At 65.1% G+C, this 19,355-nt stretch carries 17 protein-coding genes; 15 read left to right on the top strand and 2 right to left on the bottom strand.

Annotated elements, in window-relative coordinates:
- Positions 1-9: 9 nt before the first annotated feature.
- The 8 genes from OSH12_RS13300 to OSH12_RS13265 all read left to right on the top strand — a co-directional run bounded on the left by OSH12_RS13300 (position 10) and on the right by OSH12_RS13265 (position 6,998).
- Positions 10-801 (top strand): N-formylglutamate amidohydrolase, encoded by a 792-nt coding sequence (locus OSH12_RS13300; protein WP_266344054.1) that lies wholly within the window; start codon positions 10-12, stop codon positions 799-801.
- Entirely contained in the window at positions 798-1,421 is a 624-nt protein-coding gene (locus OSH12_RS13295; protein WP_266344053.1) for an isochorismatase family cysteine hydrolase, read from the top strand. The genes OSH12_RS13300 and OSH12_RS13295 overlap by 4 nt, the downstream gene beginning before the upstream one ends.
- Positions 1,422-1,620: 199 nt before the next feature.
- Complete coding sequence (locus OSH12_RS13290; protein WP_266344052.1) at positions 1,621-2,412, top strand: ABC transporter ATP-binding protein; 792 nt, start codon at positions 1,621-1,623, stop codon at positions 2,410-2,412.
- On the top strand, positions 2,399-3,127 hold the full coding sequence (locus OSH12_RS13285; RefSeq protein WP_266344051.1) for an ABC transporter ATP-binding protein: 729 nt from the start codon (positions 2,399-2,401) through the stop codon (positions 3,125-3,127). Before OSH12_RS13290 ends, OSH12_RS13285 begins: the two co-directional genes overlap by 14 nt.
- The gene (locus OSH12_RS13280; RefSeq protein WP_266344050.1) at positions 3,124-4,026 is read left to right on the top strand and encodes a branched-chain amino acid ABC transporter permease; all 903 of its coding nucleotides are present in this window, start codon (positions 3,124-3,126) and stop codon (positions 4,024-4,026) included. Before OSH12_RS13285 ends, OSH12_RS13280 begins: the two co-directional genes overlap by 4 nt.
- Entirely contained in the window at positions 4,023-5,072 is a 1,050-nt protein-coding gene (locus OSH12_RS13275; protein ID WP_266344049.1) for a branched-chain amino acid ABC transporter permease, read from the top strand. The genes OSH12_RS13280 and OSH12_RS13275 overlap by 4 nt, the downstream gene beginning before the upstream one ends.
- Complete coding sequence (locus tag OSH12_RS13270) at positions 5,069-6,244, top strand: ABC transporter substrate-binding protein (protein ID WP_266344048.1); 1,176 nt, start codon at positions 5,069-5,071, stop codon at positions 6,242-6,244. Before OSH12_RS13275 ends, OSH12_RS13270 begins: the two co-directional genes overlap by 4 nt.
- A 4-nt stretch (positions 6,245-6,248) precedes the next feature.
- The gene (locus OSH12_RS13265; protein WP_266344047.1) at positions 6,249-6,998 is read left to right on the top strand and encodes a cyclase family protein; all 750 of its coding nucleotides are present in this window, start codon (positions 6,249-6,251) and stop codon (positions 6,996-6,998) included.
- 150 nt (positions 6,999-7,148) lie between these two features.
- On the opposite strand, the gene OSH12_RS13260 is transcribed toward OSH12_RS13265, so the two are convergent.
- Both OSH12_RS13260 and OSH12_RS13255 read right to left on the bottom strand, forming a co-directional pair.
- Positions 7,149-10,616 carry an ATP-binding protein gene (locus tag OSH12_RS13260; RefSeq protein WP_266344046.1) on the bottom strand — a complete coding sequence of 1,156 codons (3,468 nt, stop codon included), beginning with the start codon at positions 10,614-10,616 and terminating at the stop codon, positions 7,149-7,151.
- A complete protein-coding gene (locus OSH12_RS13255) occupies positions 10,613-11,875 on the bottom strand; it encodes a metallophosphoesterase family protein (protein WP_266344045.1) in 1,263 nt (420 codons plus the stop codon). Before OSH12_RS13255 ends, OSH12_RS13260 begins: the two co-directional genes overlap by 4 nt.
- A 433-nt stretch (positions 11,876-12,308) precedes the next feature.
- Between OSH12_RS13255 and uxuA the strand changes: the two genes are divergently transcribed.
- The 7 genes from uxuA to OSH12_RS13220 all read left to right on the top strand — a co-directional run bounded on the left by uxuA (position 12,309) and on the right by OSH12_RS13220 (position 19,348).
- Entirely contained in the window at positions 12,309-13,505 is a 1,197-nt protein-coding gene (gene uxuA / locus OSH12_RS13250; RefSeq protein WP_266344044.1) for a mannonate dehydratase, read from the top strand.
- Positions 13,506-14,423 (top strand): PfkB family carbohydrate kinase, encoded by a 918-nt coding sequence (locus OSH12_RS13245; protein ID WP_266344043.1) that lies wholly within the window; start codon positions 13,506-13,508, stop codon positions 14,421-14,423.
- Positions 14,423-15,052 (top strand): bifunctional 4-hydroxy-2-oxoglutarate aldolase/2-dehydro-3-deoxy-phosphogluconate aldolase, encoded by a 630-nt coding sequence (eda, locus tag OSH12_RS13240; protein WP_266344042.1) that lies wholly within the window; start codon positions 14,423-14,425, stop codon positions 15,050-15,052. The genes OSH12_RS13245 and eda overlap by 1 nt, the downstream gene beginning before the upstream one ends.
- 105 nt (positions 15,053-15,157) lie before the next feature.
- Positions 15,158-15,943, top strand: a complete 786-nt coding sequence (locus OSH12_RS13235) for an SDR family NAD(P)-dependent oxidoreductase (protein ID WP_266344041.1) — start codon at positions 15,158-15,160, stop codon at positions 15,941-15,943.
- 4 nt (positions 15,944-15,947) lie between these two features.
- On the top strand, positions 15,948-17,051 hold the full coding sequence (locus OSH12_RS13230) for an ABC transporter ATP-binding protein (protein ID WP_266344040.1): 1,104 nt from the start codon (positions 15,948-15,950) through the stop codon (positions 17,049-17,051).
- Positions 17,052-17,089: 38 nt separating this feature from the next.
- A complete protein-coding gene (locus tag OSH12_RS13225) occupies positions 17,090-18,328 on the top strand; it encodes an ABC transporter substrate-binding protein (protein ID WP_266344039.1) in 1,239 nt (412 codons plus the stop codon).
- Between the two features lie 72 nt (positions 18,329-18,400).
- On the top strand, positions 18,401-19,348 hold the full coding sequence (locus OSH12_RS13220; RefSeq protein ID WP_266344038.1) for a carbohydrate ABC transporter permease: 948 nt from the start codon (positions 18,401-18,403) through the stop codon (positions 19,346-19,348).
- Positions 19,349-19,355: the final 7 nt, after the last annotated feature.

Raw genomic sequence — 19,355 nt, 5'->3', positions numbered from 1 at the left:
AACCAGGCTGTGAGTGACCCGCGCGGACTGCTCGGCCCCGGCGACCCGGAGCCCGTCGGCTTTGTCGACCGGGGCGACACCTCACCCTTCGTGCTGATCTGCGATCATGCCGGCAATGCCGTGCCGAAGGCACTGGACGGTCTGGGGCTCGAACAGGCCGAGTTGGACCGCCATATCGGCATCGATATCGGCATTCTCGGCGTGTCCGAGGATCTCGCCGAGAAACTTGGTGCGTCGCTGGTGTACCAGCGCTATTCGCGCCTCGTCGTCGAGTGCAACCGCCGCGTCACCTCGCCGGACAGCATCGCGCTGGTTTCGGACGGCACGATCGTGCCGGCGAATGCCGATCTTTCGCCGGCAAAGCGCACCGAACGCCTCGATGAGATCGTCGTGCCCTATCACCGCCAGATCGAGGTCATCCTCGACCGTCGCGCGAGCGCCGGCATTCCGACCATCCTCGTCTCGATGCACTCCTTCACACCATCGCTGCGGGCCAAACCGTTCCAGCGGCCGTGGCAGATCGGCCTCTGCTACGGGGCCGATACGCGCTTCACGATGCCAGTGCTGGACGAGTTGGCGCTTGAGGCAAACCTCATCGTCGGCAAAAACGAGCCCTATGGCGTCGACCTGGCCAAGGACTATTCGATCCCCGTGCATGGCGAGGAACGCGGACTTCCTTATGTCGAGTTCGAGATCCGCCAGGACCTGATCGGCGAGGCTGCCGGCCAGTCGGAATGGGCCGCCCGCCTTGGCGCCGTCCTGCCTGCCGCCTATCGCCGCTTCCAGGTCGCCACAGCATGACCCGCCCGCCGCTCCTCGCCCGACTGTCGCCCATCGAGGCGTCCCGGACGGCGATCCTGTTCATCGATACGCAGGACGGCATCTTTCATCCCGGTGCCGAAACCGCGCGGCCGTATTTTTTCCGCAGCGCGCGCGACATGGCGGTTCCGAACATGGCGCGCCTGCTCAAGGCCGGACGCGCTGCTGGGGCGGAGATCATCTTCACCGTCATCGAAAGCCTGACGCGCGACGGACGAGACCGCAGTCTCGACTACAAGCAGACCGACTTTCATTTCGCGCCCGGCTCGCCCGAGACACGCGTCATCGAGGCGCTCAAGCCTGAAGACGACGAGATCATCTTGCCGAAGACCTCGTCGAGCCTCTTCAACTCGACAATCTTCGAATATCTGATGCGCAACATTGGCATCGATACTGTCATCGTGACCGGCTTCCTGACCGACCAGTGCATAGACCATACGGTCCGCGACGGCGCCGACCGGGGCTTTCGCATGATCTGCCCGATCGATGCCTGCACGACAGACAGCCTGGAACGACATGACGGAGCGTTGGCTGCATTCAAAGGCTATTGCCGTCAAACCGACACCAGCAGCCTGGTCCAAGAACTAAGTAACCGCTCTTGATTGGCATTATTCTCATCTCGCTCGCATTCGCTTGACACTGCGAGAGCCTGAACTTTCAATACGATATCTATACCAATCGTTATTCCGACCGAAAAAATAATGGCGAATAATCGTCAAGCTATACGGAATAATCGATAGACTTTACTCGGTTTACCCCGCGTACAGACCAGTTACGCGGGCATCTCTTGAGGGGTCGAGTTTGGCATTTCGTGACGGCAAATCGGATGAGCAGGTCCTGCTCAAGACTACGGGGCTAACCAAGGCGTTCCGTGGCCTCGTCGCCTTGCGCGATCAGGCCATTACACTTCGGGCGCGCGAAATCGTCGGGGTCATCGGCCCCAATGGTTCGGGCAAGAGCACCTTCTTCAACCTCATCACCGGCTTCTCGCAGCCAAATTCCGGCCAGATCGAATTCAAGGGTCGCTCGATCGTCGGTATGCGCACCTCGCGCATCGTCGCGCTCGGCATCGCCCGGACCTTCCAAGGGTCGCGCCTGTTCGGCACGCTGACCGTGCGCGAAAACGTGCTGTCGGCGGCGCAATTGCGCCAGCCGATCGGCCCGATCGCCTCGGTCGTGCGCGGACCGCTGTACCAGCGCAACGTCGCCGCCGCCGAAGCAATCGCGACCGAGTTGCTCGACCTGATGGGACTGACCGATCAGTCCGACCGGCTTGCCGCCGACCTGCCCTATGGCGACCAGCGCCGGCTCGAAATCGCCCGCGCGCTGGCGACCAAGCCGGAACTGCTGCTGCTCGACGAGCCGGCAGCCGGCCTCGATTCCAACGAAACCAAGGTTCTCGCCGGACTGATCCGTACGATCCGCGACCGTTACGGCGTCGCGGTCGTCGTGGTCGAGCACGACATGGACCTGATCATGGGGCTCTGCGAACGCATCCAGGTGCTCGCCACCGGCGAAGTCATCTGCGTCGGTACGCCGGAAGAAGTCCGCAACCATCCTCGCGTGCGGGAGGCGTATCTTGGCCACAGCTGATCCCCTGCTGCGCGTCGACAATCTGGAAGTCAATTTCGGCGCCGTGCGCGCCCTGAAGGGTGTCTCGCTCGACGTCCGCGAGGGTGAGGTGATCGCGCTCGTCGGGGCCAATGGCGCCGGCAAGAGCACGACGCTGCGCAGCATCTCCGGCCTGGCACGAGCCAAATCCGGCACCGTCACCTTCGCCGGGACAGTGATCAACAAGCGCACCGCGCCACAGATTGTCCGCCTCGGCATCGCCCATAGCCCGGAAGGACGACGCCTGTTCGGCGGCCTTTCGGTGGCGGAAAACCTGCGGCTTGGCGCCTGCACGCGGTCCGATCCCGATGGCGTCGCCCGCGACACCGAGAAGATGTTCGTTCTGTTCCCGATTCTGCGCGAGCGCTGGAAGCAGTTGGCCGGCACGCTTTCGGGCGGCGAGCAGCAACAACTGGCGCTGGCCCGGGCCTTGATGGCTGCGCCGCGCCTGCTGCTTCTCGACGAACCGTCGCTCGGCGTCGCGCCGCTGCTGGTGCGCCACATCTTCGACGCGCTGGCCGAATTGAAGCGGCAGGGCATGACCATGCTGCTGGTCGAGCAGAACATCGCCCTCGCGCTCGAACTCGCTGATCGAGCCTATGTGCTTCGTACCGGCAAGGTGGCGCTTTCCGGCATCGCTTCCGAACTCCGCGTCGATGACCGCGTGGCTCAGGCCTATCTGGGAGCGGCGGAATGAGCCAACTTGAATATATCATCCAGCAGATCATTAACGCCGTCAGCCTGGGCAGTCTCTATGCGCTGGTGGCGGTCGGTCTCTCGATCGTCTTCGGCGTCCTGAAGCTGACCAACTTCGCCCATGGCGACGTGATGATGGTCGGCGCCTTCACCACCGTGCTCTTGATCGGCATCGGCATGCCGTTCGCGCCGGCGATGCTCTGCGGCATCCTCGCCTCGGCGGTAGCCGGTTTCCTGATCGAACGCATCGCCTATCGCCCCATCCGCAACGCGCCGGATGTGACGCGGCTCCTGACCAGCCTGGCCGTCACCTACATCCTGGAGAATCTCGGCATCCTGCTGTTCACCTCGTCACCCCGAAACTTTCCGCTGCCGGATATCCTGAATACCTCCTGGCAGCTTTCGGGCGGCGCCATCACCTTCACCAACATCAACGTGCTGACGGTGGCGCTGACCTTCGTGTCGCTGATCGGGCTCGGCTGGTTCATCACCCGCACGACGATCGGCCTCGGCATGCGGGCCGCCGCCGAGGACATGCAGGCAGCACAACTGGTCGGTCTCAACGTCAACAAGGTGATCATCATCGCCTTCATCGTTGCCTCCGCCTATGCCGGCCTCGCTGGCGTGCTCTGGGCGGCGCAGGCCGGCGTCGTGCAGCCGCAGATGGGCTTCACGCCGTTGCTGAAGGCCTTCGTCGCGGCGATCATCGGCGGCTTCGGTTCGATCTCGGGGGCGCTGCTTGGCGGCTACATGCTGGGCGCGCTGGAAATCTTCATCGTCGCCTTCATGCCCGACGTCGTCGTCCCCTACCGCGACGCCATCGTCTTTGCGCTCCTGATCGCCTTCCTGCTGTTCCGGCCGGGCGGCCTCATGCAGCCGAACCGGGAGATCAAGCTGTGAAGGCTGATCTGCGTATTCCGCTCGCCGTCGCTGCGGCGCTCATCCTCGCTGCCGTCGTCGCCTTTGGCGCGCCGCATGTGGTGGGCGACTATTTCGTCCGCATCCTGCTGCTGATCGCCCTGAACAGCATTTTGGTGCTGTCGCTGTCTCTTTCGAACGGCTTCACTGGCGTGTTCTCGCTCGGCCATGTCGGCTTCATCGGTGCCGGCGCCTATGCCGCCGGCATCCTGTCGCTGACCGTCCAGCAGAAAAAGGCGCTGCTGCCCCATCTGCCGGACCTGCTCAACTGGTTCAGCCTGCCCTTCCTGCCGGCGACGCTGGCGGCAGGCCTGTTCGCAGCGATCCTCGCCGTCATCGTCGGCTATCCGCTGATGCGGCTTTCCGGCTATTTCGTCTCGGTCGCGACGATGGGCTTCCTCATCATCGTCAACGTCGTGCTGATCAACGCCTCCGACTTTACCCGCGGTGCGCGGACCTTCACCGGCGTGCCGCTGGCAACCTCGCTGCCCTGGGTGCTCGGCTGGCTGGCGGTGACGCTGCTGGTGCTGTCGCGGCTGGTCTATTCACCGTTCGGGCGACGGATGAAGGCGGTGCGCGACGATACGATCGCCGCCAGCGCCGTGGGCATCAGCGTGCTGCGCGCCCGCCTCGTCGCCTTCGTCATCGGCGCGTTCTTCGCGGGCGTCGGCGGCTCGCTCTATGCCCACTATCTCGGTTCCTTCTCCCCCAACACCTTCTACTTCGCGATGACGATGAATTTGATCGCCATGCTGGTTCTCGGCGGCATGGGCTCGCTCTCAGGCGCGATCATCGGCGTCATCTGCGTGTCGATCCTTTCGGAAGTCCTGCGCTCGGTCGAGCGTGGCTTCACGATCGGCGACATCACGGTGCCTGCTCTGTTCGGAGCCAGCCAAATCGTGCTCGGCTTCCTGTTCATCCTGATCATGATCTTCCGGCCGAAGGGGATCATGGGAGACCGCGAACTGACGTTCGGTCTCTCCGGAAGATCGGCGAACCATAACCAAAAAGAGGGAAAAGACAGATGATGAAGCTTTCCAGACGGGCGGCCATCGGCCTCGGGCTCGGCGCCGCCTTTGCCTTCTCCACCGTAGGCGCCTACGCCGCCGACCCCATCAAGATCGGCTTCCCCGCCAACGTCACCGGCGTGCAGGCCTCGCTCGACGGCCCGATGCTGAACGGCGCGAAGCTTGCCGTCGCCGAGATCAACGCCGCCGGCGGCGTACTCGGCAGCCCGCTCGAACTCGTCACCTATGACTCGAAGAGCGACGCGACCGTCATCTCGACCGTCGCGTCCCAGTTGATCGACAGCGACAAGGTCGTCGGCATCATCGGCTTCGCCGATTCCGACAGCGTGCTGTCGATCGGACCGCAGGTCGACAAGGCCAAGATCCCGTTCATCACACCGGGCGCCACTTCGCCCAAGCTGCCGAGCCAGCTGGGCGACCAGGTGTTCCTCGCCGCCTTCGGCGATAACGTTCAGGCTGCTGTCGGCGCCGAATTCGCGCTCAACAAGCTGGGTGCCAAGACCGGCTACCTGCTGACCGACATCGGCTCGGAATACACCACGCTGCTGTCCGATTACTTCGTATCGGCGTATGAGCATGGCGGCGGCAAGCTGCTCGGCAAGGACACCTACAAGATCGGCGACAAGAACTTCACCGCCCAGATCGCCAAGATCAAGGCGCTGCCGGAGCAGCCCGCCTTCATCTATGCCTCGTCCAATGCCGAGGAAATCGGCCTGATCCTGAAGCAGCTGCGCCAGGCTGGCATCAACCTGCCGGTCGTCGGCGGCGATGGCTACGACACGCCGTTGCTGCTCGAAGTCGGCGGCGCCGCTGCCAATGACGCGTACTTCACCACCCATGCCTTCATGGGCGAAGGCGCCAGCCCGGCGGTTCAGGCGTTCAGCGACGCCTACAAGAAGGCGACCGGCAACGCGCCGGAGAATTCCTTCGCAGCGCTGGGCTATGACGCCGTCAAGTTGATGGCCGACGCCATCAAGCGCGCCGGCGCCCCGGAGCCCGCCAAGATCCGCGACGCCATCGCCGCCACCTCGGGCCTGCCCGGCGTTACCGGCACGATCACCTATCGCCCGGGCGTCGCCGTACCGGACAAGTCCGTCTCGGTCATCGGCGTCAAGGACGGCAAGCTGATGCTCGCCAGCGAAGCCGCTCCGGCCTTCGTTCCGGAGCCGTAACATCATGAGCGGCAGCAACCCTCTCTGGGATCTCCACCGCAGCGGCCTTGCCGGTGCGACCTACACGGACCTCACCCACGCCTTCCATCCGGGCCAGCCGCATTTCGCGTCTTTCCCGGACGAGGAGCGCGAACTGCTGTTCGATTTTGCCAAGGGCCATGGATTTCAGGTCCATCGCTACAGCATTCCCGGCCAGTGGGGGACGCATGTCGATCCGCCCGTCCACTTCATCGAAGGTGGGCGGACGCTCGACGAGATCCCGGTCTCGGAGATGCTGCTGCCGCTCGTCATTCTCGACATCAGCGAACGCGTGGCGGCGGATGCCGACGCCACACCGACGACGGACGACGTTGCCGCCTGGGAGGCGCGCAACGGCCGCATCCCGGAGAAGGCTTTCGTTGCGCTCCGTACCGACTGGTACAAGCGCTGGCCGGATTCCGATCGCTTTTACAACCGCTCGGCCGATGGCGTCGTGCACACGCCCGGCTGGAGCCGCAACGTGCTGGAACTGCTTTTCGTCGAGCGCGGCATCACCGCTATCGGTCACGAGCAGATCGACACCGATCCCGGCCTCGCCACCTCGGCCGGCAACTACGCGCTCGAGCATTACGTGCTGTCGCTCGACCGCTGGCAGATCGAGCTGATGAATAATCTCGACAAGGTCCCGGAAGCCGGGGCGCTGATCATGGCCAGTTGGCCCAAGGTCAAGGACGGTTCGGGCTTCCCGGCCCGCGTCGTCGCGATCCATCGCTGACCTCGCACAATACAACCCCGTCGAGGTCGCGGCTCATCCAGAGTTTTGGCGAGTGAACGACGGGGGCTGATTCCAGCCTCCATCGCCTGTTCTTCACCTCTCCCTCAGGGAGGGGTGAAGGACAGGCGTCGAGCTATTGCCGTCCCGCCCTCACAACTCGATCAGCGCCGCCCTGTTGCCCAGCACCCGCGCGGCATGTTCGGCGACATGGACGTGGTGGGTGAAGACGATCACCTGCGTCACCGCGCCGAGTTCGGCCAGCAACTCGAAGCCCGCCGCGGTCCGCGCCTCATCGAAGGTGATGAACAGGTCATCCGCGATGAAGGGTAATGGCGTGGCGCGGCGGGCGTGCTCCTCGATCGCCGCGATGCGTAGCGCCAGGAACAACTGATCGCGCGTCCCCTCCGACAAGGCATCCGGACCGAAATGCGCGCCATCACGCGAGGCAGCCAGACGCGGCGGATCCTCGTCATAATTGATGCCGATGCCGCTCCACTGCCCACCCGTCAGGGTCGCGAAGGCGCGCGAGGCCCGCTCGACGATCGGGTTTTGATGTTCGGCCCGATAGCGCTCGATTGCTGCCTGCAGCAGCCTTGCCGCGACATGATCGCGGCTGAACCGTTCGACCGCCTCGGCGATTTCGGCCACCGCATCCTGCTCGTCCTGGGCGGCAGCCGCCGCGCCCTCGCGACGGTCGAGCGCGGCAAGAGCCGATCGTGCCTGAGTGTCTTCCTCGATCGCGGCATCGCGGGCGGCACGCGCCTCGGAATGCGCTCCTTCGATTTCGGCCGCGGCCAGGATCAGGGCCTCGTCGTCGCGACCGTCGATCGCCACGCGAACCTCCTCCTCGCTGCGCGATCCGCGCAGGCCATCGAGCCGCTGGCGCGCCTCGACCAGCCGATCGTCACAGATAGATGCCTTTTCCATCCGCTCCAGCAGGGCCGGCAACGCCTCTGCGCTCGCACAATCCGCCACGGCCAGCAATTCGCCCAGTGCCGCGTCGGCCTGCTCGAACGCCTCGTTCGCAGCCACGAGTGCGGCGCGTCGGATCGCGAGCGCCTCCCCGGCGGCGTGGGCCTTGGACCGTGCCTGACCGGCGACCTCCAGCCGCTTGCGCAGACGCTGCGCGGAGGCGAAGGGATTGCCATCCGCGACGGCATCGCCAACCTCGGCCAGAAGTTCACCAACCCGGCCAACGAACAGGGCTTCGTCACGTTCAATCGCGGAAATACGCGTTTCCAGCGACCGGAGTGCCGTGAACTGAGGCAGCGCCTCGCGCCAGAGATCGATGGCAGCGCGGGCCTCGCCGGCCTGCGCGGCCGGACGAATGGCAAGGCGCGGGAAGATCTCGGCCGCCTCCGCCGCCTGTGCCTCGGACTCGGCCGTGCCGTCGCGCTGGCGCGCAGTGAGATCGGCGGCGCCCTGCTCCAATTGGCGCAAATCGCGCTCATGGTCGCGCGCCTGCAGGAAGCGCGTTTCGGTCGCGGCGATCGCCTCGCGCAGATCCGCGATCCGCAACGGCGCATCGCCAAGCGGCGGCAGGCCGAGTTCATGCCGCAGCCGATCCGTCTCGACCCGCTCTCCTTGCACCGTCTCGCGCTGGGCGGCGGCCTGCGCCGCCTCCTGACGAATGCCATCGCGCGCCTGACGGATCAGTTCGGCCTCGCGCAGGAACGCCGGCGCACGTTCGTCAGTCGGTAGCGTCAGGCCACAGGGCGTCCAGAGCGCCACCCATTCTGCTTCCCGCGCCTCCCGCCGCGCGAGCGCCTCGGCGGCACGCCGCGTCGCCATCTCGATCCGCGCGGAAAGCTCGGCAATATCACGCTCGGCTTGCGCCAGGGCGGCGAGGCGCTGCGTCTCGACCTGTCGTTCATCGGCCAGTTGATCGGCGGCAATCAGCGCGCGATCGATGCGCTGCGCCAGCCCTGCATCGCCTTCCTCCCGGCCACGCTCGCCAAGCGCCAGTGGTCGAAGCGCTGTCCAGGCGGTATCTCGCTCGGTTCGCGCGGCGGCGATGACGTCCTCGGTCGGCGCCGGGCGGCCGGAGCGAAGCGCCGCCAGCCGGGCCTCGGCTTGGGCGCGCTGTTCCTCGAAGCCGGCCAACGCCTCGTTCTGACGATCCAACCCGTCAGCGGCGTTCTTCAACTCGCGCAGCGCCGCCTCGATCACGGCAAGTGCCGGCAACGGCAAACTGGCCAGGGCCGACGCATCCGCCACGCCATGCCCGAGCCGGCCGACCCGCTCGGCCAGTTGCGCCTGTTGCGCCTCAAGCCGAAGCTCGAGCGTGCGAAGCGCCCGCTCGCGCTCCTCGACGCCATCGAGCCGCGCCAGCCGGCGCTGCAGCGGCACCGGATCGACGATATGCCCAAGTGCTTCGCGCGCTTCCTCGGCAGAGCTTTGTTCAGCCGCGAGCCGTGCCCGATCGCGCGAAACCGCTTCGTCGCGAATGGCCGAGGCGCGCATCTTCTCGACCAGCGCCTCAGCGCGCGCCAGCAACGGCAGATCCGGCAATTTTTCGCGCAGCGTTTCGACATCGGCAAGTCCAAGCGCCAACGCGATGCGATGCAGGGCGGCCTCCGCCTCACCGGCCTCAACGCGCCGCTTTGGCAGGCTCAGCAGCTCTTTTTCGACCGCGGCGCGCTCCTCGTCACAGCTCTCGATCACAGCTGCAAAGGCAAGGATGGCGTCGTCGACCGCGATGGCCTCAAGCGCCACTTTCGCGGCTGCCTCTTCCTTTGCCGCGAGAGCGGACGCCTCTCGCGCCTTGTCGAGCGCCGCCAGCAATCCGCGCGCACGCGGCACGAAGCCAGATGGCACGATCGGCAGTTCACCCAGTTCGGCGCGGGCCAGCGTCTGAGCATCGAGGATGCGGAGTTCCTTGACGCCATGTACCAGCGAGCGAGCCCGGGCCAGCGCCATGTCCGCAGCGCGCTCGGCCTTTTCCGCCGCCCTCCGGGCCTCGGCAGCCCGCTCGGCGGCGTCGCGCAGCTTCTTCACCTCGTCGACGCGCAGTTCCTGCTCTCGGATGGCCTTTTGCGCCTGCGCGCGCTTGTCGACCGCGGCATGGAAGGTGTGGCTCGAGGTTTTCCGCGCCGGATTGAAGATCTTTGCCGCGTTCTCCTGAAACCGGTCGCGCAGAGCTGCCACCTGGCCAAGGCCGGGAGCGGCGGCCAGCAGCGTTTCGGCGAGGTCTCCGCCGCCGGCGAGAAGTTTCTCGCCGCCCTCACGCAGGCGTCGCTGGTTCAGCCCGAAAATATCGAGAAAGGCCTGTCGATCATGCGCGCCAAGAAAGGCGGCCAGCACATCATCGGCCAGCGGCTTATCACTCGCCGGATCGATCAGCGTCGCATTCTGCCGCTTCAACCGGGCAAAGGAAAGCGACCGACCATCCGACGCTTCGACGGTGGCGGCGAGCCGCATGGTCTTGTAATCATGCAGGAAATTATAGCGTGAGCGCGTTTCGATGCCGTAAAGCGCATCGGCGACGGCGGCGAGCGCCGTCGTCTTGCCGGCCTCGTTGGCGCCGACGATGACCGTGACACGCGCCTCGGGATCGAATTCGAGCACGCGCCCGGTGAAGCGGCCATAGCGTTCCAGGCCGAGTGAGCGGAGCTTCATCGTGCGCCCTCCGGCTCGTTGCCTACATGGCCAAGGCCGGCAAGGATCGCTTCCGTCGCCAACTCGATTGCGGAGCCCGCCAGCGCCTCGGCATCGGAGCCGTCCGCATCCAGGAGTGCCTGTGCCTCGACCGGAGTGCGGACGCGCAGGTCGCCCAAGGTCTTGGCAATCTCAGCGCGAAAGGCCGGATCGGCGGCGATATCCGCCAGGATCGCGTCGAAACCGAGCAGCGCCGAGAGCCGCGCCGCGCCGGTTTTGGCCGTGGTCTTGTCGCGCACCTTCTCGATCAGTACGTCGGAACCCGCCTCCCAGGCGAGCGCCTGCATTTCCTCGCGGACCTGTTCCGCCTGCACCGAGAGATAGTCGTGCAGCGCGGTTTCGCCGATAAGCGTCAGCCGCAGCGCCAGCGGCCGGCCCTCGGCGCTATCACGAGCGGCGGCGATGACGCGCCGCGCTTCGGCCAGCAGGGTTGCCGGTTCGGTCATGTCGGACGCATCGATCTCGACCGTCTCGAACCGCGCCGCGTCAAGTGTCAGCGCCTCCAGGCTCTCGATCCGCCCATCGGTGACCGTGACCAGCGTCGCGCCCTTTGGACCCGTTTCCCGCGCGTGTCGGCCCTGCAAATTGCCGGGGAAGACGATGGTCGGGTCTTCCGAAACGATCTCGCGCTTATGGATGTGACCGAGCGCCCAATAGTCATAGCCCGCGATCCGCAGATCCTCGATCGAGCATGGTGCGTAGGCGTCATGGCCATCGCGGCCGGTCAGCGAGGTGTGCAGCAGACCGATGTTGAAAAAGCCGGGCTTCGCGGCCGGATAGGTCAGCGCGACATTCTCCGCCACATGCCGGTTGGCAAAGCCGCGCCCATGCAGGGCGACGCGCAGATCCTCGATCGTCTCGGTCTGCACCGCGCGGACGGAAAAACTGAAGACATTCGGCGGCAGGGTCAGGCTTTTGCTGATGAGGGATTCGGCATCGTGATTGCCCCGGATCAGGAAGACGCGGATGCTTTCGCGGTGAAGCCGCCCCATCTCGCGAACGAAGAATTGTCCGGTCGCATAGTCCTTCCAGTCACCGTCATAGACATCGCCGGCGATGACCACGAAAGCGACCTTCGCGTCGATCGCCGCCTGGACCAGATTTTCCAGCGCCTTTCGCGAGGCTTCGAGGAACACGCCGGCGAGTTCGCCGCGCCGGGCAAGGCCGCGCAGCGGGCTGTCGAGATGGATATCGGCGGCATGAATGAAGCGAAACGACATGGATCCCCGTGGCCTATCCGAACGCCCCGGTGGGCGGCAGATCAATAAGCCGGCCATTGGAGCCGGACGCAAAAGCGGCGCGACTCAGACGCCAGCGGGCCGCTTTCGAACCAATCATATGGCTTGGGCAGCCCGTTGTCGCCAACAGGGCCCGTTGTCCTGGTCACGGCCGAGTTCTTCGTTTCTAGCCCGGGCCGGACCAAACCTGGCTCCATCATCGGACGGCGGGAAAAATCGTCAGAGCGAAAGACTCAGGTTGACTACCATGGTAGACGGCAATTAGATGCATCCGACCCATTGAAGACGATCCAGATACGGAACTGGAAACGGCTCGCAGCGGGGATCCGGATGGCGCCAAAGAGCGCCGCCGAAGAACAGCGACCCAAGCCCGGCGCTCGCAGCGCCGGACAAACATGCATGCGGGATGGAATGAATGGAACAGACCTGGCGCTGGTTCGGACCCAACGATGCTGCCACGCTTGCCCATGCGCGTCAGGCCGGCGCGACCGGCATCGTCACCGCCTTGCATGACATCCCCTATGGCGAAGCTTGGCCGCTGGAAGCGATCCTCGAGCGCAAGGCCCTGATCGAGGCGGACAAATCCCTCGGCCTCACCTGGAGCGTCGTCGAAAGCGTGCCGATGCACGACGACATCAAGCTCGGGCGCGGCGATCTCGACCGGCTTTACGGCAATTTCCGCCAGACGCTGCGCAATCTCGGCCAGGCCGGAATCCGCACCGTCTGCTACAATTTCATGACCGTGCTCGACTGGACCCGCACCGACCTCGCGGTCGAACTCCCGGGCGGGGCGCGCGCGCTGAAGTGCAATATGCACGAGGTCGCAGCCTTCGATTGCCACGTGCTGCAACGCCCCGGCGCCGAGCGCGATTACAGTCAGGATGTGCTGCAGCGCGCCAGCGAATGGATGGACACCACCCCGCCGGAAGCGAAGACGAAGCTGCTCGCCAACATCATGGCTGGGCTGCCGGGCGCCTTCAAACGCTACGGCATCGAGGAACTGCGCGACGTACTGGCCGAGCAGGCGGAGATGAACCACCCCAAACTGCGCGCCAATCTCGTCCAGTTCCTGGAAAACGTGCTGCCGGCGGCCGAAGAGGCTGGCGTCGTGATGTCGATCCATCCGGACGACCCGCCGCGCGACATCATGGGACTGTCGCGCATCGTCAAGAATGCCGGAGATATCGACTACATCCTCAACGCGGTGCCATCGTCATCGAACGGATTGACGCTCTGTTCTGGCTCACTGGGCGCCAATCCGAACAATGATGTGGCGGCGATTGCCAGGCAGTTCGCGTCGAAGATCTTCTTCGTGCATCTGCGCAATGTGACGAAGGAGGCGGACGGCTCGTTCATGGAGGCCGATCATCTCGGCGGCGACGTCGACATGGTAGCCGTTGTCGACGTTCTTCTCGCTGAACAACAGCGCCGTCGCGATGCCGGGCTGCCGAATTCTCTGCTACCGTTCCGGCCCGACCACGGCCATGAGCTCATCGACGATGCGACCCGTCCGACCCATCCCGGTTATCCCGTCATCGGCCGCCTGCGCGGCCTCGCCGAACTACGCGGCGTCATGGCGGCCCTTTCTCACCAGCGCGGCTATGTCCTCTAGATGAGTCGCCCTCCCCGCATCCTTTCTGTCGGAGCTCTGACGCAGGACACGATCTTCCGTCTGGACGAGCTGCCGCGCGGTCCGGGCAAGTTCATTCCGATCGAGGCCGTCCAGAATGCCGCCGGCATGGCGTCGAGCGCTGCCACCGCCGCCAAACGCCAGGGCGCTGAAGTCTCGCTCTGGGCCAGTGTCGGCGACGACATGCTGGGTAGCGAGCTGATCGCTGAGCTTACGGCCGAAGGAATCGATTGCTCGGGTGTGCGCCGGGTTGTCGGGGCGCGCTCGGCCATCGCCACCATCTTCGTCGACGCGAGCGGCGAGCGGATGATCGTGCCGTTCTACGATCCGCGCGCCACCACGGCGCCGGACGCCCTACCCTTCGACATATCCGGTTTCGACGCCGTGCTGAGTGACGTTCGCTGGCCAGGTGCCGCCGCCATGGCACTGAAGGCGGCGAAAGCTGCCGGAATTCCAGCCATTCTCGACGCCGATGTTGCGGCCCGATCTGTGCTGGAGAGCCTGTTGCCCTTCGCCACCCACATCGTCGCGTCGGAGCCTGCCGCCATGATCTTGTGCGGCGACGAGATTTCCGGCCCCGAGGCCGTACTGGCTCTGCATGCCCGCACCGGCGTGTTCGTCGCGGTGACGGCGGGCGGTGACGGCACGTTCTGGCTCGATACCGAGACCGGCCATATACGCCATACGCCCGCGCCGAAAATTACGCCGGTCGATACGCTGGCCGCCGGCGACGTCTTCCATGGCAGCTTTGCGGTCGGCTTGGCCGAGGGCTTCGACATGGAACGGACGATCCGTTTCGCCAGCGCCGCCGCCGCGCTCAAATGCCTGAAATTCGGTGGCCGTCTCGGCGCCCCCAACCGGGCCGAAACGCTCGCCATGCTCGAAGGACAGTTCGCCTGATGACCCCGGATATCCTCGAACCGAAGCTGCGCCAGGCCGCGATCATGCCGATCGTGCAGCCGCGCTCGGTCGATTTCGTGCTGTCTCTGGTGGCAGAGCTCGCCGAGGGCGGTGCCGAGGCGATCGAGATCGTCATGCGCAGCGACGCAGCGCTTTCGGCGATCGAAGCCTGCCGCCGCGAGTTCCCGGAACTGCTTGTCGGCGCCGGTACGATCCTCACCGACGCCCACTATGATGCCGCCGTCAACGCCGGCGCGCAGTTTGGTATCAGCCCCGGCTTCCTGCCTTCGGTCTGCGCCCACGCCAAGAGGGGGCCGATCACGCTGGTGCCCGGCGTGCAGACGGCGAGCGAGGTGATGGCAGCGCAGGCTGCCGGCTTCGACCTGCTGAAATTCTATCCGTCCGAGCCCGCTGGCGGCACGGTGGTGCTGGCCGATTTCGCCAACATCTTCACGACCGCCACCTTCATGCCGAGTGGCAAGATCCAGCTTTCACATCTGGCCGGCTACGCCAGGCTCAAGAACATCACCTCGGTCGGCGGCTCCTGGATGTATGCCGAGGGCTCGACGACAAGTGCCCGCGACCGCATGGCCGCCTCACTCGCCGCGATGCGCGAAGGTCGCCGCTAAACACGACATTCGGCCGGCCAGCGATGGCCGGCCCGCTCTACGCCGAAAACCGCGCCGATGGCTACCATGGTAGTCATATGGCAGTACCATTGAGGGAGAAGCCGCATGGCGGCAGCACAGGCACAACGCGCGCTGGTCACAGGCGCCGCCATGGGCATTGGCCGCGCAGTCGCTGAAAGGCTCGCGCGCGACAACGCATCCATGGTCCTGTTCGACCTCGCCGCCGAGCCACTTCGCGCACTCGCTGACGAATTGCGCGCTGGGGGCTGCGATGTCCATGCGGTGGTTGGCTCGGTCGCCGACCGCTCGTCATGCATCCAGGCCGCCGCCATCGCCCAGCAGGAATTCGGCGGGCTGGACCTGCTTTCCCACAATGCCGGCATTCAGCGCTACGGCACGGTCGAGACGACGGATGAAGCGCTCTGGGACGAGGTGATGAACGTCAACCTCAAGGCCGCCTACCTGATCTCGCAGGCCTGCATGCCGATGCTGCGCGAGAGCCACGGCGCCATCGTGCTGATGTCGTCGGCGCAGGGGCTGGCAAGCCAGGAAGGCGTGCTCGCCTATTCCGTTGCCAAGCACGGCCTGATCGGCATGACCAAATCCATGGCGGTAGACTATGCGCCGCTCGGCGTCCGCATCAACGCGGTGGCGCCCGGCGCGGTCAACACGCCGATGCTGCGCGACGCCGTCGCCCTCAACGAAAACCCGGCCGCCATCTGGCGCACGCTGGATGACATGCACCCGCTCGGCCGCACCGCCGAGCCCGAGGAAATCGCCGAGGTCGTCGCCTTCCTCGGCTCAAAAGCCGCGTCCTTCGTGACAGGTGAGGTCGTCCGCGTCGATGGCGGCCTGCTGTCGCGGATCGGCGGCTCGCCGCGCAAGGAGTAAGCACTTGTCCAACGTCACCCTTCGCGAACTGGTCAAGGTCTATGGCCGCCAGGTCGCCGTCAAAGGCATCGATCTGGAGATCGAGGCCGGCAGCTTCGTTGCCTTTGTCGGCCCTTCCGGCTGCGGAAAGTCGACGACGCTGCGCATGATCGCCGGCCTCGAGAGCGTTTCGCATGGCGACATCCGCATCGGCGGCAAGCGCGTCAACGACGTGCCGTCGCGCGATCGCGGCATCGCCATGGTATTCCAGTCCTACGCGCTCTACCCGCACATGACCGTCTACGAGAACATGGCGTTCTCGCTGAAGGTGGCGAAAGTCCCGCGCGACGAGATCGACCGCCGCGTGCGCCACGCCGCCGATATCCTGCGGCTGACCGATTATCTCGACCGCCGTACGACCGCGCTTTCCGGCGGTCAGCGCCAGCGCGTCGCCATGGGCCGCGCCATCATCCGCGAACCAAAAGTGTTCCTGTTCGACGAACCGCTGTCCAATCTCGACGCACAGCTGCGCTCCGCCATGCGGGTCGAAATCAAGCGGCTGCACCAGCGCCTCGGCACCACGGCGATCTATGTCACGCACGACCAGATCGAGGCCATGACCATGGCCGACAAGATCGTGATCATGCGCGACGGGCTGATCGAGCAGGCCGGCGCCCCGCTCGACGTGTTCGAGCGCCCGGCGACCCAGTTCGTCGGCCAGTTCATCGGCTCCCCCGCCATGAACATCCTTTCGGGACGCGTCACCCGCGACGCCGAGGGCCAGCCGGCCGTCGCGGTCGAGAACGGCCCCGTCATTGCCATCAGTGCGGACAATTTCGAGACGCTGGACGAAGGCCGCTCGGTCTCGCTCGGCATCCGCTCCGAGGACATCGTGCCCGAAGGCCACGGCATGCCACCCGAGCAGGCGCTCCGCTTCTCGGCACAGGTCAGCCTGACGGAATCGCTCGGCAACGAAACCCTGATCTTCGCCGAATTCGGCGGCGTCGACGTGACCAGCCGAATGCAGCGGCCACGCCCCGTCGCGGAAGGCGAAACGCTGACCTTCCTGCTGAACAAGGAACGGTTGCACCTCTTCGACGCGGATACCGGCCGCTCGTTGCGCAGATAAGCAGAACCAAAACCGCAAAAACTCTGGAGGAGAGAGCCATGCAGAAGAAATTGTCGAAGCTCCTGGCCGCTGTGGCCCTGGGCGTTACGTTCACGACGGCGGCCGCTTCGGCGGATCCCGTCACCGTGTTCCACGACAAGCCGTTCTATCAGTCCGGCTGGGACGGGCTGACGGCAACGGCGAAGAAGGACGGCATCGACCTGAACTTCAGCGCCTACGCCACTGATCAGTTCCAGGCCTATATCCAGTCGAGCCTAATGTCCGGCGACGCGCCGCAGGCCTTCACCTGGTGGAACGGCACCAAGCTCAAGGAAATCGTCGACAGCGGCCAGCTTGCGCCCCTGGATGATCTCTGGGCCAAAAAGATCGCCTCCGGCGAATATGACGCCTCGAGCGCCGCGCCCTTCACCGTCGATGGCCACATCTACGGCATGCCGACCGGCCTGAACCGCTGGGTGGTGCTCTACAACAAGGCGCTGTTCGAAAAGGCCGGCATCGCCAAGGCCCCGGCGACCTGGGAAGAGCTGATCGCCGCCGCCGACAAGCTGAAGGCAGCCGGCACCACCCCGTTCAACGCCACCATCCAGGATGGCTGGCGCGGCTTCGTCTGGTTCCAGGAGCTTCTGCTCCGCACCAATCCGGAAGCCTATGCCGCGCTGAACCAGGGCAAGCTCAAATATACCGACGAGCCGGTCCAGAACGTCTTCAAGATCTGGACCGATTTCTACCAGAAGGGCTATTTCACCGACGCGACGAGCCAGGAAGAGCCGCTTGATTTCGCACGCGGCAAGGCCGGCATGTACCTGTTCGGCGACTGGGTCATCGGCCTTGTCGAAAAGGGCGGCGTGAAGGCCGGCACCGATTTCGGCGCCTTCATCATGCCGAATGTCGACCCGTCCCTGCCCAACGCCGTCATCGTCGAGGGCGCGCCGATCGTCATCACCAAGGCCGGCATGGAAAACCCGGACGTGGTCAAGTTTACCGACTGGTATATGAGCGAAAACGCCATGAACAGCTGGGCGACCGACCCGGGCCTCTATGCGGGCAACCTCAAGGCCAAGACGCCGAACCCGATCATTGCCGAGCTCGCCAAGATCGCAGCGGACGGCAAGTACACGTCCGTCACCCGCTATTGGGAGGCCTCGCCTTCCGAGATCGTGTTGCCGGCCGTCGAGGAGTTCAACCGCTTCATGACCAATCCGTCGGAAGAGCAGGCGCAGAAGGCCATGGCAAACATCGAAGCCATCGCCTCGCAATACTGGGCCAGCAAGCAGTAATCCGGACCCAACCAGACCTTCCGGCAGGACCGCATCTCGCGGCCCTGCCGGCGCCAAAGCGGGAAACGAGACATGAAGCAGCAACAACAAGCCTTTGCCCTGCCGCCCGGCGCGCCATCGATCGACGCGATGATCGCGGCGGAAAATCGGCGCGCGCGAAAGCGGCTTTGGACGGCGCTCGCCTTCATGGCGCCGGCGATCGGCTTCGTCGCGATCTTCCTGTTGCTGCCGGTATTCTTCAATCTTTATGCGTCGCTGACGCAGTGGGCCAAGTTCTCCGGCCTGAACCAGTTCGCGGGCCTGGCCAATTACCAGCGCCTGGCCTCCAACCCGAAATTCTACGATGCGACGTGGAATACGCTGATCTGGGTCGGCGTGTCCTTCGTGCTGCCGGCCACCATCGGCCTTTCGCTCGCCATGCTGGTGCGCGGGGTCAAGGGTGAGGAGACGTTCAAGTCGATCTTCTTCCTGCCGCGCATGTTCTCGGCCACCGCGGTCGGCGTCGTCTGGTATTACGTCTATGCCAATGAGGGCATCATCAATTCCGGCCTGCGCGCCGTCGGTCTCGGCGATCTCGCCAATCGCTGGCTCTATGAGAGCCACTTGGCGACTCCGGCAATGATCGTCACCCATATCTGGCAGCAGGTCGGCCTGATGATGGTGCTGCTGCTGATCGGCCTCAACGCGCTGCCCAGCGAACCGATGGAAGCCGCCAAGGTCGACGGCGCCTCGCGCAGCCAGATCTTCCGCCACATCGTGCTGCCGCTGCTGATGCCGACCCTGATCATGGTCACGACCGTTTCCGTACTGGCCGGCTTCACCTCGTTCGATCTCGTCTGGGTGATGGGCCGCGACTTCCCCAACCGCTCAACGCTGACGCTCTCGGTCAACCAGTATTGGGAGTCCTTCCGCGCCGGGTACTGGGCCTATGGCTCGGCCATCGCCGTCGTGCTCGGCGTCATCGCGATGAGCATTTCCTGGTCGCTCGGCGCGCTCCAGCACCGTCTCGACAAGCGCTGAGGGTCAA

The sequence above is a fragment of the Kaistia terrae genome (genome assembly GCF_026344005.1).
GTDB lineage: Bacteria > Pseudomonadota > Alphaproteobacteria > Rhizobiales > Kaistiaceae > Kaistia > Kaistia terrae.
Note: the sequence above shows the minus strand (reverse complement) of the source record. Positions and strands in the feature narration are given on the sequence as shown.